At 69.1% G+C, this 17,709-nt stretch carries 7 protein-coding genes (1 of these 7 cut by a window edge); 1 reads left to right on the forward strand and 6 read right to left on the reverse strand.

Annotated elements, in window-relative coordinates:
• From ACRWNM_RS08285 to ACRWNM_RS08305, 5 genes are all read right to left on the reverse strand, one after another.
• Positions 1 to 13,156: the 5' end (the start) of a non-ribosomal peptide synthase/polyketide synthase gene (locus tag ACRWNM_RS08285; RefSeq protein WP_431965147.1), read on the reverse strand. Its footprint begins 24,125 nt before the window's first position; 13,156 of the gene's 37,281 nt are visible here — the first part of the coding sequence; the start codon lies at positions 13,154 to 13,156; its stop codon lies beyond the left edge, outside the window.
• 895 nt (positions 13,157 to 14,051) lie between these two features.
• Positions 14,052 to 14,243: a hypothetical protein gene (locus tag ACRWNM_RS08290; protein ID WP_431965149.1), complete on the reverse strand. Its 192-nt coding sequence runs from the start codon at positions 14,241 to 14,243 to the stop codon at positions 14,052 to 14,054.
• Positions 14,234 to 14,578 (reverse strand): hypothetical protein, encoded by a 345-nt coding sequence (locus tag ACRWNM_RS08295; protein WP_431965151.1) that lies wholly within the window; start codon positions 14,576 to 14,578, stop codon positions 14,234 to 14,236. The genes ACRWNM_RS08290 and ACRWNM_RS08295 overlap by 10 nt, the downstream gene beginning before the upstream one ends.
• Before the next feature lie 332 nt (positions 14,579 to 14,910).
• Positions 14,911 to 15,687 (reverse strand): precorrin-4 C(11)-methyltransferase, encoded by a 777-nt coding sequence (gene cobM, locus ACRWNM_RS08300; protein WP_431965153.1) that lies wholly within the window; start codon positions 15,685 to 15,687, stop codon positions 14,911 to 14,913.
• Between the two features lie 59 nt (positions 15,688 to 15,746).
• Positions 15,747 to 16,172, reverse strand: a complete 426-nt coding sequence (locus ACRWNM_RS08305; protein WP_431965155.1) for a PPOX class F420-dependent oxidoreductase — start codon at positions 16,170 to 16,172, stop codon at positions 15,747 to 15,749.
• Positions 16,173 to 16,422: 250 nt separating this feature from the next.
• On the opposite strand from ACRWNM_RS08305, the gene ACRWNM_RS08310 reads away from it, so the two are divergent.
• Positions 16,423 to 16,665: a hypothetical protein gene (locus ACRWNM_RS08310; RefSeq protein ID WP_431965157.1), complete on the forward strand. Its 243-nt coding sequence runs from the start codon at positions 16,423 to 16,425 to the stop codon at positions 16,663 to 16,665.
• A 75-nt stretch (positions 16,666 to 16,740) separates the two neighbouring features.
• Here ACRWNM_RS08310 and ACRWNM_RS08315 read toward each other — a convergent pair whose 3' ends face one another.
• A complete protein-coding gene (locus ACRWNM_RS08315; protein ID WP_431965159.1) occupies positions 16,741 to 17,667 on the reverse strand; it encodes a LysR family transcriptional regulator in 927 nt (308 codons plus the stop codon).
• Between the last annotated feature and the right edge of the window lie 42 nt (positions 17,668 to 17,709).

Raw genomic sequence — 17,709 nt, forward strand, 5'->3', positions numbered from 1 at the left:
TGCTCGGCACCCACTCCGTCGTCAGATCGAAGCGCACCTCGTCGGCGGACAGGACGCGCTGGTAGCCCTCGCCCTCCACCTCCGGGTAGACGGTGCGCAGCGCCTCGTGGCGCGCGATCACGTCGCGGATCGCGGCCTGCAACGCGACCGCGTCGAGCGTGCCGGTCAACCGGATGGCGACCGGGATGTTGTTCACCGCGGTGCGGTTGTCGAAGCGGTTGAGGAACCACATCCGCTGCTGCGCAAGCGAGAGCGGCACCAGCTCGGGTCGCGGCTGCGCGACCAGCGGCGCCTTGCCGCCCGAGCCCGTGGCCGACTCCACCTTGGCGGCCAGCGCGGCGACCGTGGAGGCCTCGAACAGGGTGCGCAGCGGGATCTGGGTGTCCAGCGCCTCGCCGAGCCTGGCCGCCACCTGGGTGGCGACCAGCGAGTTGCCGCCGAGAGCGAAGAAGTCGTCGTCCAGGCCGACCCGCTCGATGCCGAGCACGTCGGCGAACGCGCTGGCCACGATCTGCTGCACCGGGGTGACCGGCGCCTGGAAGACCTTCGCCTCGAACGTCGGCTCCGGCAGCGCCTTGCGGTCCAGCTTGCCCGAGGTGTTCAGCGGGAACGCGTCGAGCACCACGAAGGCCGCGGGCACCATGTAGGCGGGCAGCTGCGTGGCGAGCGCGGACTTGACCCGCTCGATATCGATGGCCGTGCCCGGCCGCGCGATGAGGTAGGCCACCAGCTGATCGCCGGTGCGCTCGTCGGTGCGCACCACGACCACCGACTGCGAGACCTCGTCCAGCCCGGTCAGCGCACCCTCGATCTCGCCGAGCTCGATGCGCAGACCACGCAGCTTCACCTGGAAGTCGGTGCGGCCCAGGTACTCCAGCTCACCGGCGGGCGTCCAGGCCACCAGGTCGCCGGTGCGGTACATGCGCACGCCGTGGCCGAACGGGTCGGCGATGAAGCGTTCGGTGGTCAGATCCGGACGGGTGACGTAGCCGTAGGCCAGCTGCGCGCCCGCCAGGTACAACTCGCCCGGAACGCCGACGGGCACCGGCCGCAGACGCGAATCCAGCACGTACACCTGGGTGTTGAACACCGGCGCGCCGATCGGCACGGTGACAGTGTCGGCGTCGGTGACCTCGTGGAAGGTCACCTCGACGCCCGCTTCGGTGGGGCCGTACAGGTTGTGCAGGCGCGCGCCGGTCAGCTCGCGCAGGCGCTGCGCGGTGACCGCGGGCAGGCCTTCACCGGAGGCGAAAACGTTGCGCAGGCCGGTGCATTCGGCCGCGCGCGGCTCCACGACGAACAGCGACATCATCGACGGCACGAAGTGCGCCGTGGTGATCTGCTCGTCGATGATGAGCTGAGCCAGGTAGGCCGGGTCGCGGTGGCCGTCCGGCTTGGCGATCACCAGGCGGGCGCCGACCTGCAAGGGCCAGAAGAACTCCCACACCGACACGTCGAACGTCGCGGGGGTCTTCTGCAAGACCACGTCGTCGGCGGCGAGGCCGTACTGCGCGTGGCCCCACACCAGGCGGTTGATGATCGCGGCGTGCGAGACCGCCACGCCCTTCGGGCGGCCGGTGGAACCCGACGTGAAGATCACGTACGCGGTGTTACCGGTGCGCAGCGGCCGGTGCCGGTCCGCGTCGGTGAGCGGCTCGTCGGAGTACCCGGACAGGTCGAGCTCGTCGATGCGCACCTGGCGTGCCAGCGCTACGTCGAGATCCGCGCCGGAGGTCAGCACGCAGACTGGGCCCGCGGTGTCGAGGATGTGCTCGATGCGCTCGGCCGGGTTGTCCGGGTCGAGCGGCACGTACGCGCCACCAGCGGCGGAGACCGCGTACATGCCGACCAGCAGGTCCAGCGAGCGGCGCATGCCGAGGGCCACATACGATTCCGGGCCGACGCCGTTCTGCTTGAGCCAGCGCGCCAGGCGGTGCACCCGGCTCGCGAACTCGGCGTAGGACAGACTCGTCCCCTCGAAGGTGAGCGCGATCGCGTCCGGGGTGCGCGCGACCTGCGCCTCGAACAGCGCGACCAGCGTCGCGGCGTCGTCGTCGCCGACGGGCGAGGCGAGGGCCGCGTCCACCGCGAATTCGGTGTCGTTCCACTGCTTCAGCACCAGCGCGCGCTCGGCGGCGTCGAGCAGCTCGATGTCACCGATCACGGTCGACGGCGCCGCGGCGATCCCGCGCAGCACGCGCAGGAACCTGGCGCCGAAAGCGCCCGCGAAGGCGGCGTCGAAAAGGTCGGTGGCGTAGACGAGTTCGGCGTCCATCTCGGACGCGCCGTCCGGCACCTCGCTCAGCGTGAGCTGCATGTCGAACTTGGCCGTCGGCTGATCGATGCCGAGTTCGGACACCGTCAGACCGGGCAGCTCCAGCGACGTGCGGCCCATGTTCTGGAACGAGAGCATCACCTGGAACAGCGGGTGCCGCGCCTGCGAGCGGGCCGGGTTGAGCACCTCGACCAGCCGCTCGAACGGCACGTCCGCGTGCGCGAAGGCTTGCAGGTCGCGTTCCCGGACCTGGGCGAGCAGATCGGTGAACGACGCGGCGGTGTCGATCTGGGTGCGCAGCACCAGGGTGTTGACGAACATGCCGACGAGGTCGTCGAGCGCCTGCTCGCCACGGCCCGCCACCGGGATGCCGATGGCGATGTCGTCGGCGCCGGACAGGCGCGACAGCAGCGTCGCGAAGGCGCTGTGCACCACCATGAACAGCGTGGTGCCGTTCGCGTGCGCGACGCGGTTCAGCTCGTCGATCAGCTCGCCCGGCACCCGGAAGCGGTGTGTGCCCGCCTGGTAGGAGGCCACGGTCGGGCGCGGCTTGCCGGGCAGGCGCAGCTCGTCGGGCAGATCGGCCAGCGCCTCGCGCCAGTAGTCGAGCTGCTCGGAGATGAGCGAGGTGGGATCGTCCTCGTCGCCGAGGGTTTCGCGCTGCCAGAGCGCGAAATCGATGTACTGGACGGCCAGCGGCGGCCAGCCGGGCTCGGAGTTCGAAGTACGCGCCACGTAGGCGGTCATCAGGTCGCGCACCAGCGGCCGCATGGAGAAGCCGTCGGCGGCGATGTGGTGCACCACCACCGCGAGCACGTAGTCGCGCTCGCCCACTTCGTAGATGCGCAGTCGCACCGGCGGTTCGGCGGTGACATCGAAGCCGCGGTTCACGAATTCGTAGAGCGCGCCGTACGTTTCGGTCTCGTCGACCTCGACGACGTCCAGTTCCGGAATGGCGTGAATGGACGGCAGCACCCGCTGGTACGGGACGCCTTCCTGCGACGGGTACACGGTGCGCAGCGACTCGTGCCGCGCGATCACGTCGCTGAGCGCACCGCGCAGCGCGCTCAGATCCAGCAGACCCCGCAGCCGGACGGCGGCCGGGATGTTGTAGGTGCCCGCCGCCGCGCCCGGCTCGGTGCCGAGGTCGAAGCGGTTGAGGAACCACATGCGCTGCTGAGCGAGCGACAGCGGCGGATACTCCGGCCGGGTGCGGGCGCTCAGCGCCTGGCGCACACCGGTACCCGCGTGCGATTCGACGCGGGCGGCCAGCGCGCCGACGGTGGGCGCCTCGAAGAGCGTGCGCACGCCGACCTCGGCGTCCAGCGCCTTGCTCAGCCGCGCCGCGACCTGAGTGGCGACCAGCGAGTTGCCGCCGAGCTCGAAGAAGTCGTCGTCGACGCCGACACGGGTGACGCCGAGCAGATCGGCGAAGATGTCCGCGACGATCTCCTCGATCGGCGTGGACGGCGCGCGGAAGCTCTTGGCCTCGAAGACCGGCGAGGGCAGCGCCTTGCGGTCCAGCTTGCCGGAGGCGTTGACCGGGAAGGCGTCCAGCACGACCAGCGCCGCGGGCACCATGTACCCGGGCAGGGACGCGGCGAGGCCCGCCTTCACCATCGTCGGATCGACTAGGGAATCCGCTTCGGCGACAACGTAACCCACCAGCTGATCGCCCGCGTGCGCGTCCGAGCGCACCACGACCACCGACTGTGCGACACCGGGCTGCGCGAGCAGCGCCGCCTCGATCTCGCCCAGCTCGATGCGCAGACCACGCAACTTCACCTGGAAGTCGGTGCGGCCCAAGTACTCCAGCTCACCGTGCTTGGTCCAGGTGACCAAGTCACCGGTCCGGTACATCCGCGAACCGGCCACACCGTAGGGGTTGGCGACGAAACGATCCGAGGTCAGATCGCTGCGACCCAGGTAGCCCAGCGCCAGCTGATCGCCCGCCAGGTACAGCTCGCCCGCGACACCCGGCGCGACCGGGTGCAGGCGCGCGTCCAGCACGAACACCCTGGTGTTCCACACCGGACGGCCGATCGGCACCGATACCTCGTCGGTGTCGACGACCTCGTGGTAGGTGACGTCGACCGCGGCCTCGGTCGGGCCGTAGAGGTTGTGCAGACGCGCACCGGTCAGCTCACGCAACCGCTGCGCGGTCGGCGCGGGCAATGCCTCGCCCGAGGCGAACACCTGGCGCAGGCGCGAGTCGGGCAGGGCGGCGGTGTCGCCGTTCTCCTCGCCCGGTGTCGCGTTGCCCAGCGTCGAGACGAACACCGACAGCATCGACGGCACGAAATGCGCCGTGGTGATGCCTTGTTCGGCGATGATCTGCGCGAGGTACACCGGATCGCGGTGGCCGTCCGGCTTCGCGACGACCAGCCGGGCGCCGGTCTGCAAGGGCCAGAAGAACTCCCACACCGACACGTCGAACGTGGCGGGCGTCTTCTGCAACACGGCGTCGTCGGCGCCGATCGGGTACTCGTGCTGCATCCACAGCAGGCGGTTCACGATCGCGGCATGGCTGACCGCCACACCCTTCGGCCGACCGGTCGAACCGGAGGTGAAGATGACGTAGGCGGTGTTCCCCGGCCGCAGCGGGCGCGACCGTTCGGCGTCGGCGATCGGCGCGCCGCTGGTCTGCGCGGAGCTCGGCAGGTCCTCGACGTACAGCACGGTGACCGCGTCGTCGGTGACGAACCCGTCGCGGCGGGTGGTCAGCAGCAGACTGGGCCGCGCGGTGTCGAGGATGTGGCCGATGCGGTCGGCGGGCTGATCGGGATCGAGCGGCACGTAGGCGGCGCCCGTCTGGAGCACCGCGTACATCGCGACGACCAGCTCCGTCGAACGCCGCATGGCAAGCGCCACCAGCGATTCCGGGCCGACGCCGGAGGCGATCAGCTCCCTGGCGATGCGGTTGGCGCGCTCGTGGAGCTCGCGGTAGGTGAGCTGTTCGTCCTCGTAGGCCAGCGCCATGGCGTCCGGGCTCGCCGCCGCCTGCGTGTCGAACAGCGAGATCAGCGTCTCCGCGGGCACCGCGTGGGCGGTGTCGTTCCAGTCGACCAGGACCTGCGCGTGCTCTTCGGGCGCGAGCAGATCGATGTCGCCGATCGGCACGTTCGGATCGGCGATGACGGCCGCGAGGACGCGATCGAGGCGGCGCGCGAAACCGGCCACCGTCGACTCGTCGAAAAGGTCGAGAGCATAGGAGAACTCGGCCGCCATGCCCGCGGCCTCGCCCTGCTCGTCCTGGGTCTCCTGCAGGGTCAGCTGCAGGTCGAACTTGGCCAGGCGGGCGTCGTAGTCCACGCCGTGCACCGAAAGGCCGGGCAGCTGCAGGGTGGCCTGCTTGGTGTTCTGGAAGGCCAGCATCACCTGGAACAGCGGGTGGCGCGCCTGCGAGCGGGCCGGGTTGAGCACCTCGACGAGCCGCTCGAACGGCACGTCGGAGTGGGCGAACGCCTGCAGGTCGGTGTCCCTGGCGTGGTCGAGCAGCTCGGCGAAGGTGCCCGCGCCGTCCACCTCGGTGCGCAGCACCAGGGTGTTGACGAACATGCCGATCAGGTCGTCCAGCGCGGCCTCACCGCGGCCTGCGACCGGCGTGCCGATGGCGATGTCGGAGGTGCCGCTGGCCCGCGCCAGCAGCACGGCGAGGGCGCTGTGCATGACCATGAACAGCGAGGCGTTGTAGCGGCGGCCCAATTCGACCAGGGCGCGCTGGGTTTCGCCGGAGATCACGAACGCGTAGGTGCCGCCCTGGTAGGAGGCGACCGCGGGACGCGGGTAATCGGACGGCAGCACCAGCTCGTCGGGCAGGTCGGCGAGCTCGCGAGTCCAGTAGCTGATCTGGCTGGAGATCAGCGAGCGCGGGTCGTCCTCCGAGCCGAGGATCTCACGCTGCCAGAGCGCGTAATCGGCGTACTGGACCGGCAATTCGGCCCAGGTCGGCGCCTCCCAGGTGGTGCGCGCCGCGTACGCGACGATGACGTCGCGCGAGAGCGGACCCATCGACCAGCCGTCGGCGGAGATGTGGTGCACCACCATGCCGAGTACGTACTCGGTCTCGCTGATCTCGAAAAGCCGTGCGTGCAGCGGCACTTCGTTGGTCACGTCGAAGGCCATGGTGGCCAGATCGATGAGGTGGTCGAGCAGGGTCTCCTCGGTCACCCGGTACGGCGTGAGGTCGGGCACGATCTGGGCCGCGTCGAGAACCACCTGCACCGGGCCGCCGTCGGTCTCCGGGAAGACGGTGCGCAGCGACTCGTGCCTGTCGATGACGTCGATGACCGCGACCTGGAGGGCGGCGACGTCGAGTTCGCCGGAGAGCCGGATCGCGACCGGGATGTTGTTGACCGCCGAGGAGGTGTCGAAGCGGTTGAGGAACCACATGCGCTGCTGCGCCAGCGACAGCGGCACCTCGTCGGGGCGCTCGCGCGCGACCAGCGCCTTGCGCGCGCCGTCACCCGCCTGCGATTCCACGCGGGCGGCGAGCGCGGCGACGGTCGGCGCCTCGAAGAGCATGCGCACCGGAACGCGGGTGTCGAGCGCGATGCCGACGCGCGAGGCGACCTGGGTGGCGATGAGGGAGTTGCCGCCGAGGTCGAAGAAGTCGTCGTCGACGCCGACCCTGGGCAGGTCGAGCACGTCGGCGAAGACCTGGGCGACGATCTCCTCGATCGGGGTGGTCGGAGCGCGGAATTCGCGCACCTCGAAGACCGGTGCGGGCAGGGCGCGGCGGTCCAGCTTGCCGTTGACGGTCAGCGGGATCGCGTCCAGCGCCATGAAAGCCGAGGGCACCATGTAGGCGGGGAGCCGGTCGGAGGCGGCGTGGCGGACCTCGTCGAGGTCGAGCTCGGCGCCGGGTTCGGCGACGACGTAGGCGACGATCCGCTGGCCGCCCGGCTGGTCCTCGCGCACGATGACCGCGGCCTGGGCGATGCCGGGCTGTTCGAGGACGGCGGCTTCGATCTCGCCGAGCTCGATGCGGAAACCGCGCACCTTGACCTGATCGTCGGCGCGGCCGAGATATTCGAGTTCGCCGAAGCGGTTCCAGCGCGCGAGGTCGCCGGAGCGGTACAGGCGCGAGCCCGCGGTGGCGGCGTCGGCGAGCGGGTTGGCCACGAAGCGGGTCGTGGTGAGGTCGGGGCGGCCGAGGTAGCCGCGCGCCAACTGCGGTCCGGCGACGTACATTTCGCCGACGACGCCGACCGGGACCGGCTGGAGCCGGTTGTCCAGGACGTAGACGCCGAGCCCGGAGATGGCGCGACCGACAATGCTGCCGGAGGCCGCCTCGATGGTTTCCGCGTCCAGCGCACGGAAGGACACGTGCACCGTGGTCTCGGTGATGCCGTACATGTTCACCAGCACCGGCGAAGAATCACCGTGGCGGGCAACCCAATCCGAGAGGCGACGCAGCTCGAGCGCCTCACCACCGAACACCACGTACCGCAGCGACAGCGGCGGGCCGACCGGTCCCGCGGCGCGGTCGGCCTCGGCGAGCTGATAGAACGCCGACGGAGTCTGGTTGAGGACGGTCACCCGCTCCTCGCGCAGCAGCTCGAGGAACTGCTCGGGCGAGCGGGAAGTGAAGTAGTCGACGACCACCACGGTCCCGCCGAACAGCAGCGGACCCCACAACTCCCACACCGAGAAGTCGAACGCATACGAGTGGAACAACGTCCACACATCATCGGGACCGAAACCGAAATCACGATCGGTATTCGCGAACAGGCGCACCACATTCCGATGCGCGACCGCCACACCCTTCGGACGACCCGTCGAACCCGACGTGTAGATCACGTAGGCGACGTTGCCGGGGTTCAGCGGCGCGGAGCGGTCCGCGTCGGCGATCGGGGTGTCCGCGAAATCGGTGACGCCGGAGGCGAATTCGTCCAGCACCACGGTGGGCAATTCGTCCGGAACGGCCACGTCGACGGAGGAATCGATGACGACGCTGGTCGGACGCGAATCCGACAGCACGTACGCGATCCGGTCCGCCGGGTAGGTCGGGTCCACCGGCACGTAGCCCGCGCCGGTCTTCACCACCGCGAGCAGCGCGACGACCAGCTCGATCGAGCGCGGCAGGATCACCGCGACCAGCGACTCGGGCCCAGCGCCATCGGCGATCAGCCTGCGCGCCAGCACATTCGCGCGCCGATCGAGCTCGGCGTAGGTCAGCGACTCCGCGCCGAAGCGCGCGGCGACGTGATCCGGGTAGGCGGCGACAGCCTGATCGAACAGCGCGACCAGGGTGACGTCGGGATCGGCGAAGCGGCCCGTGCCGCCGTCGGCGCCGGAGAACACCCAGTCGCGCGAGACGGCGAGCCGCTCGTCCTCGGCGAGCACGTCGATCTCGCCGACCACGACCGCGGGATCGTCGACCACGCTGCGCAGGATGCGCACGAAGCGTTCGGCGAACGAGGTCACCGTCTCGGCGTCGAACATGTCGGTGGCGAACTGCACCGCCGCGGTCATGCCGCCGGGCTCGCCGTTGCCGCCGCGTTCCTCGGTGATGGTCCACTGCAGGTCGAACTTGGCGATGTCGACTTCGAGCTCGGTGGCGGTCACCGACAGACCGGGTAGCTCGAGCGCGCCGTGCGCCATCTCCTGGAAGGAGAGCATCACCTGGAACAGCGGGTGCCTGGCCTGCGAACGGGTCGGGTTGAGCACCTCGACGAGTCGCTCGAAAGGCACGTCGGCGTAGGCGAACGCCGCGAGGTCGGTTTCCCTTGTGCGCGTGAGGAAGTCGGTGAACTGGCTGCCGCTGTCCACGTCGGAGCGCAGCACAAGGGTGTTGACGAACATGCCGATCAGGTCGTCGAGCGCCTGCTCGCCACGGCCCGCGATCGGGGTGCCGATCGCGATGTCGCTGGTACCCGACAGGCGACCGAGCAGCACCGCGAGCGAGGCGTGCACGACCATGAAGAGGCTGACGCCCTGCGCGCGGGCCAAACTCGTGAGGGCGGTGTGCAATTCGGCGTCGATGTCGAAACGCACCGTGCTGCCGCGGAAGCTCTGCACCGGCGGACGCGGCCGATCGGTGGGCAGGTCCAGCTGGTCGGGCAGCCCGCCGAGCTGGCGTCGCCAGTAGGCGATCTGGCGGGCGGCCATCGAGCCGGGATCGGACTCGGAGCCGAGCAGTTCGCGCTGCCAGATGCTGTAGTCCTGGTACTGCACCGGCAGTGGCGCCCACGCGGGGGCCTCGCCGGCGGCACGCGCCAGATACGCGCTGGCCACATCGCGCGAGAGCGGACCGAAGGAGAAACCGTCGGCCGCGATGTGATGGACCACGAACGCGACAGCGTGATCGGGCGTTCCGTTGGTCGACCCGCCGGTCACCTGATAGATCCGCACCCGGATCGGCAACTCACGCGCCACATCGAAGCCCAGGCTGGCGAACTCGGTGAGCACACGCGCCAACTCGGACTCGTCGATCGCCTGCACCGAGATCGCCAAATTGATCTCGTCGTCCGGAACGACCTGCTGGTACCCGCCGTCACCGGATTCCGGGAACACCGTGCGCAGCGACTCCTGGCGCGCCATCACATCGTTGAGCGCGGCCTTCAGCGCCGACACGTCGACATGCCCACGCAACCGCACCACGAACGGCAGGTTGTAGGTCGGCGCGGCAGGATCGAACTGGTTGATGAACCACATCCGCTGCTGCGCCAACGACAACGGCACCCGCGCGGGCAGCTGCTGAGCCACCAACGGCGGACGCGATACCTCACCCGGACCCGCGGCCTCCGCGCGCGCGGCGATACCCGCCACCGTCGGAGTCTCGAACAGCGCCCGCACACCGATCTGCGTACCGAACGCCGCACCGATCCGCGACACCACCTGCGTCGCGACCAGCGAGTTACCGCCCAGATCGAAGAAGTTGTCGTCGATACCGATCTGCTGCCTGCTCAGCACATCGGCGAAGATCCCCGCCACGATCTGCTCGGCCTGCGTCCGCGGCGCCCGATACCCGGCATCCGCGGCGAACACCGGCTCAGGCAACGCCTTACGATCCAACTTGCCGGAAGTATTGAGCGGGAACGCGTCCAACACCATCACCGACGCGGGCACCATGTAGCTCGGCAGCTGCTCGGCCGCGAAACGCGTCAACTCCACCGGATCGATCGATAGACCCGGCCCCGGCACCACATACGCCACCAACTGCTGACCGGTCGCGGTGTCGACCACCAACACCGCCGACTGACTCACCGCCGGATGAGCCAGCGTCACCGTCTCGATCTCACCCAGCTCGATCCGCTGACCACGGAACTTCACCTGGAAGTCGGTACGACCGATGTACTCCAACGTCCCCGCGGGACTCCACCGCACCAGGTCACCGGTGCGGTACATGCGCTCGCCGTTCGTACCGAACGGGTTGGCGACGAACCGATCCGAGGTCAGGTCGGGGCGGCCGCGGTAACCGCGGGCCAGCTGGCGTCCGCCCAGGTACAGCTCGCCTGGTGCGCCGATCGCGGCCGGACGCAGCCGCGAATCCAGCACGTAGACCTCGACGTTCCACTCCGGGATGCCGATCGGCACCGTCACCGTGTCGGCGGCGGTGGCCTCCCAGTAGGTCACCGAGACCGCGGCCTCGGTGGGGCCGTACAGGTTGTGCAGACCGGCGGAGGTGATCGCGCGGAAGCCCGCGGCCGTCTCCGGCGGCAGCGCCTCACCGATCACGAACACCGCGCGCAGCGTCGCGCACTGCTCCGCGGTGGCGTGCGCGACGAACACCGTCAGCATCGAGGGCACGAAGTCGGTGACCGTCACGCCGTGCCGCTCGATCATCTGCGCCACGTACAGCGGATCGCGATGCCCGTCGGGCGCGGCGACGACCAGCTTCGCGCCGACCATCAACGGCAGGAAGTAGCCCCACAGCGACACGTCGAACGTGGTCGCGGTCTTCTGCAGATACACGTCGTCCGCGGTCAGCCGGTACTCGTCGAGCATCCACAGCTGCTGGTTGACGATCGCGTGATGGGTGACCGCCACACCCTTGGGCCGACCCGTCGAACCCGAGGTGTAGATGACGTAAGCGGTGTTGGCCGGACGCAGCGGCGCCAGCCGATCCACATCGGTCACCGGCGCGTCGGAGAACTCCGACACATCGAGGGTGTCGATCTCCACCCGCCGCACCGACTCCGGCAACTCCAGCTCGTCGTGCGACACCGTCAGCACGCACACCGGATCGGCCGACTCCAGAATGTAGGCCGTGCGATCGGCCGGATGATCCGGATCGATCGGCACATACGCGCCACCGGCCTTGAGCACCGCATGCATGCCGACGACCAGCTCCAGCGAACGCCGCATACCCAGCGCCACCAGCGACTCCGGGCCGACACCGTCGGCGATCAGGAACCGCGCCAAACGGTTCACCCGCGCACCGAACTCGGCGTAGGTCAGCGTCTGGCCCTCGAAATCGAGGGCGACGGCGTCCGGCGTCAGCGGAATCTGCGCATCCAGCAACGCCGCCAACGTCGTGTCGGGAACGTCCTGCTCGGCGTCGTTCCACTCCACCAGCGTGGTCTCGCGCTCCGCGGCGGTGGTCACCGGCAGATCCCAGACCCGCGTCTCGGCGCCTGCGGCCAGGAACCGATCGAAGAACTCCAGGAACCGGCCGTGATGGGCGCGCGCCTCGTCGGCGGTGTAGAGGTTCGGGTTGGTCTCGAAGTCGATGTGCGACCGGGTGCCCGCGGCGAACTGGTAGAAGTTGACGCCCAGGTCCTCGATGCTGCCGGTGGACAGCACGTTCAGCTGGCCCGCCATCGGGCCGAGGTTCATCTCGCTGGCGAACAGCATGATGTTCACCCACGGGCCGAAGAACTCCGTGGTCACCATGCCGTCGCCCGCCGCGTCGCGGCGGATGTCCTCGTGCCGGTAGCGCTGGTGGCGCAGCGCGCCGGACACCTCGACCTGCACCGACTTCAGCAGCTCGGTGACGGTCGTGTCGTGCCCGACCCGCAACCGCAACGGCACGATGTTGGAGACCACGCCACCGGAGCGGCGCATGGTCGCGGTGGTGCGCGCGGTCACCGGGAGGCTGAGGATCACGTCCTCGGTGCCGGTGAGCTGCGCGAGGTAGGTCGCGAAACCGGCGATGAGCAGGCCGGCGGGCGAGTTGTCGTGCCGGGCGACGGCCTCGGCGAGCAGCGCGTCCTGCTCGGCCGACAGCGCGGCGCTGGAGATCCCGTTGACCGGGGCGGGCGGCGCGGAGCGACCGGCCAGGCTGGAGCCTTCCTCCAGACCCGCGACCCGCTCGGCCCAGTGCTCCTTGTCCGACTGGAAGCGGGCGCTGTCGCGGTAGGCGAACTCCGACTCGAGCAGCGACTTCAGATCGGCGGCCTTCGCCGGGCCCGGCTCGACGCCGTTCACCGCGGCCGTGTAGCGCTCCGCGATCCTGGTGAGGAAGGTCATCGCGCCGAAGCCGTCCAGCGCGATGTGGTGCGCCCGCGAGTACCAGAACCAGCGGGAATCCTCGAGCCGCAGGGCCGCGGCACGGATCAGGCGATCACCGACGATGTTCAGCGGACGGCTGTACTCGGCGCGCATCCACTCGGCGGCGGCGGCCTCCGGGTCCACGGCGTCGCGCAGGTCGATGTACTCCAGGGTGGAGTCCTGCGCGGGGTCGACGGTCTGGAACGGCTGACCATCGCGCTCGACGATCTTCAGGAAGCCCGAGCCGAGCTCCAGCGCGGCCTCGCGGCTGGCACGTTCCAGCGCGGCGACGTCGAGGTCACCGCGCAGGTCGACGTACTGCGCGATATTGATCGGCACCTGCGGATCGACGTGCTGGGCATACCAGATGCCCAGCTGAGCGGGCGACAGCGGGAAGAATTCGCCACCAGCTTCGCCGTTCCCGCCGAAATCCAGCCGGTCCAACCGTAACCTCGCTTCCGGAACACCACGCAAGCGCTCCCCGACGACACCCGGACAGGACGCTCACCTTTCACAGCGTGGCGCCTGCGTTCCCGGGTTCAGTTCTCATATCAATCAGGCAAAAATGTTCACTGGCACTATCTGTCCAGATGGCCGATCTTGTTACATGGGCCCGACCGCGCCCACTACCCACCGACCGGCAGAGCCGGGATGTTTCTCGCTGATCACCGGAACAATCTACCCGCGCCTACCCCGAGCGACCAACCAAGATCCATAGCACCGGAACATCACCCCTGGCAGGGCCTTCGGGCCGGGTTTGCTGGATCCGCTGTAGCGGTTCTCACAGCGACGCTGCTCACGGTGCGAACCTCGGACGGATTCGTCCAGGGCCCTTCCCAGCACGAGACCCGATCGGCGGGAGGCTCGTTCCGCGCCGCGGCCTGGACACGCCGTGGCGCACAGTCCGCTTCGCCTTCTCTACCAGCATCGTCGAGGCCCGCGCCGGGTTTTCGCCATTTCAGAGGGAACCGTTGACGATCGGGGAGCGTCTGGTGGGTTGTCGGTATGTTCTTGGGCCAAGACGGTTCGGGTGGAGTAGCGGAGGGGTCGATCGTGGGTATCGAGATTCCGGAGCCGTTGCAGTGGGCTGCGAAATATTTTGTGGGGGCTGGGGATTGGCCTGAGGGTGATGAGACGGCGATGCGTCGGGTGGAGGCGGCGTGGACGGGTTCGGCAGAGACGTTGCGCGGGTTGGACTCCGAGGCGACGTATGTGGTAAAGGCCGCGATCTCGGCGTTGGATGGTGAGACGGGCAGGCGTCGACCCAGCATTGGGAGAAGCTGGGTGGGGGTGCGGGGGCTTTCGATGGGCTGGTCAAGCATGGGGAGACGTTGGCTGATCAGATCGGGGATGGTGCGGCTGATATCGAGCACACCAAGTTGGTGATCATCGCGTCGTTGGTGATCTTCGCGGTGGAGATGGCGGCGGCGTTGGCGTCGATGGCGACGGGGGTGGGTGCGCCTGCGGGGGCGGCGACGCAGGTGGCGACGCAGGTGGCGATCAGAATCAGCGGAACCAGGATCAAGGGCATCCGGGGCGGACACAGCCGTCGGGGCGCACAACGAGAATGGGCAGCAGACCCAGCCTGCGGGGAGTCAGCAGTCGCAACCGTCGGGTCAGGCTGGTCAGCCGTCGGGGCAACAGTCGCAGTCGTCGGAGCAGCCCACTCAGCCGTCTGGCCAGCAGAACCAGTCGCCGGATCAGCCCACCCAGCCGTCCGGTCAGCAGCACCAGCCGCCAGGGCAGCAGACGCAACCTTCTGACCAACCCACCGGCCAGCAGTCGCAGCCCTCCAATCCCCCGGGTGAGAACTCGCAATCCCCGACGGGCGGCCAGTCCACGCAGCCCGGCCAGGGCGCGCAGCAAGACCCGCCTTTGAACACCGAGCCAACGCCTGCCCAGCGCAACGACTCGCAGCCGACCACCCCGAACCCGACTAGTTCGACGGCCGATAACTCGAGCACCCCGACCGGCAACCGGCCAGGGCAACACACCGGACCCGACGAGCAGCGAACTACCAACCGCCGACCGAGGTGCCGGACAGCGACGAGTTCGACGCCGAAGTGCTGTCCTACTTCTGACCGCTGTCCTTCCGCGCAGAGGTTTCACACGCTTCACAAGGGCGACAGCGCTGTGACGCGTACGGCAGATGTGTGTCCACCCCGCGCCACCCTGGATGCCTCTTCCGACTTCGCTGATCAGCGACGCCCCGGTTCGTCCGCCTGCACCGAGTGACGGTCGCGGCCCGGGTCGTAGAGGTGGGAGCCGGCGCACGACAGGGCGGGGGTCAGGGCGCGGCCGACGAGGATGACGGCAGCTTGCCGCAAATCGGCGGCTTCGACCTGGTCGGCGATGTCGGTGAGGGTGCCGCGCAGGATCAGCTGGTCGGGTTGGCTGGCCCGGTAGACGACCGCGACGGGGCAGTCGGCTCCGTAATCGGCGACGAGTTCGGCGGCCAGGGTCCGGATGCGGGTGATGGCCAGGTGCAGGACGAGGGTCGCGCCGGTGTGGGCGAAGTTGGCCAGCGCCTCGGATTCCGGCATGGCGGTAGAGCGGGCCTGGGTGCGGGTGAGCACGACCGACTGCACGAGTTCGGGGACGGTGAGTTCCGTGCCGAGGAGCGCGGCCGCGGCGGCGTAGGCGGGGACGCCGGGGGTGACGTCCCAGGGGATGCCGTGGGCGTCGAGGCGGCGGGTCTGTTCGGTGAGGGCCGAGTAGAGGGATGGGTCGCCGGAGCAGAGGCGGGCCACGTCGCGGCCGGATTCGTGGGCGCGGACGAGGTGGGCGGTGATCTGGTCGATGTCGAGCCGCTGCGTGTCGATCAGTTCGGTGTCGGGCGCGCAGTGGGACAGCACCTCGAGGTCGAGATAGGTGCCCGCGTAGAGGCACACCAGGGAGGTGCGCAGGAGGGTGACCGCTCGCACGGTCAGCAGGTCCGCGGCGCCCGGCCCGGCCCCGATGAAGTGCACGGTCATGCGGGTGAGTCTAGGGCGCGCCGCCACGTCCACCGCAGCCGTGCGCGGGCTGCGGTCGATCAGGCCGTGGCGTCGAACTGGGCGATCACTTTCGTGGGACGCAGCCGCACCACGAGTTCGCCGGGAACGCCGTTGCGCTTGCCGAACTCCTCGGCTCGGTCTTCACCCATGTAGCGGCCGCCGAGGGCCGTGGCGGTGCGCAACAGTTCGTCCGGATCCTCCGACATCGTCACGACACCTTGGATCTGGACCGAGGCATACGGCGGCCCCTCCAGATCGACGCACAGGGCGACCCGGCCGTCACGAACGAACGCCTTGCCCTTGGCGGTCTCCCTACCGGTGTTGAACACGATCTCGTCGCCTTCGACGAGGAACCACACCGGCGTGACGACCGGACGCCCATCGGACGCCACGAAGGCGACCTTGCCCGTCCGCGTGCCATGGCTGAGAAATTCGCGCACCGTGGGATCCGACAATGAGGCCATGCCCACACCCTAGGCGCTGACCCCGACAGGTTCGCCGAAGGAAACGCGTGTTCACCGGACGCGCCCAGCGGCCACCCAACGAGGTGAGACATCTGTGTGAATTGTCGATGCTTCACCCCACCCTCGCGCTCTTCGCGAAATGCTCTCCGGCGCAACGAGAGTCCCACGGATAGTGCGGACCGAAACCTGTCGGTGGGCGGCTATAGCCTCTGCGCATGCCCACCGTCCTGCACGAAGCTTGGACAGCCTCATGACGACCGGCACATACGAGTACAAGAGCGAGTTCGCCCGGCGGTACTACGCGCGCGGTGAGGAACGCGGAGAGGCCAGAGGAGAGGCTCGGGCGCTGCTGACAATGCTGCGTGCGCGGCACATACGGGTGCCGGACGAGGCCGAAGCCCGGATCCGCGAGTGCACCGACGCCGACTTGCTGAACAGCTGGGTCGAGCGCGCCGCGACGGCGAAAAGCTTGGGCGAGGTTCTGGACCGATAACGCGGCGCCGGGTAGATCGTCACCCGAAGCCGCGGTGCTGTCATGGCGGCTCGACAATTCATGGAGAACCCCTCCCTACCCGTCCTCCCCCAACAACATCCCCTTCTGCTCGCGAACCCGCTCCTGAATCGCGTCCACCACCGCCGCCACCTCCGGCCTGCGCAGCGTCTCCGTTCGTGTCACGAGCCAGTACGCCAGCTGCACCGAAACCTCCTCCCGCAGAACTCGCACCAGGTCGTCGTGCCGGTCGGCCATGAAGCACGGCAGCAGGCCGAGGCCCGCGGCGGCTCGCGTCGCTTCGACGTGCACGAAAACGTTGGTGGAGGAGACGGATTCGCGCATCGCGGGGGCGAAGCTGGAGGCCAGGTCGAGGTCGTCGACCTGGAGCATGGAGTCGATGAAGTAGACGAGCGGGTATCGGGCGAGTTCCTCGATGCCGCCGGGTATCCCGTTCTCGCGCAAGTACTGTCGTGATGCATACAGACCCAGCCGATAGTCGGCGAGTCGAATCGCCTTGGCCCGGTGCACTTGTGGCTCGCCGACGACGACTTCGATGTCCAATCCCGAGCGCTGCTGCGACGCGCGGCGGGTGGCGGTCACGATCTCGACGGCGATCTTCGGATGCCTGCGCTGCACCTGCGCCACGGCGGGCGCGGCGAGATAGGCGCTGAAACCGTCGGTGGCCGAGATCCGCACGACGCCCTCGAGCGTGCGATTGCCCGCCGGGTCCGCGGTGAGCGACTTGACCGCCGATTCGACGGCTTCGGCCGCCGCCAGCGCGTCGCGTCCGAGATCGGTGAGTTCCCACCCGCCGGTCACCCGGGTCAGCACGCGCCCGCCGAGCGTTTCCTCCAGCGCGGCGATGCGGCGCGAGATGGTGGTGTGGTTGATGCCGAGCTCGTCGGCGGCGGACACGAAACGACCGGACCGGCCCACCGCGAGCAGCACCAGGAGGTCATCGGCGCTGGGACGGCGGCCGAATCCGGGAGAAACCGGACTCATATCTGCATCTTCGCAGATTGGTCCTGCACATCTGGCCATTGC

It is taken from the genome of Nocardia sp. bgisy134, from assembly GCF_965341865.1.
In the GTDB taxonomy this organism is placed as follows: Bacteria; Actinomycetota; Actinomycetes; order Mycobacteriales; family Mycobacteriaceae; genus Nocardia.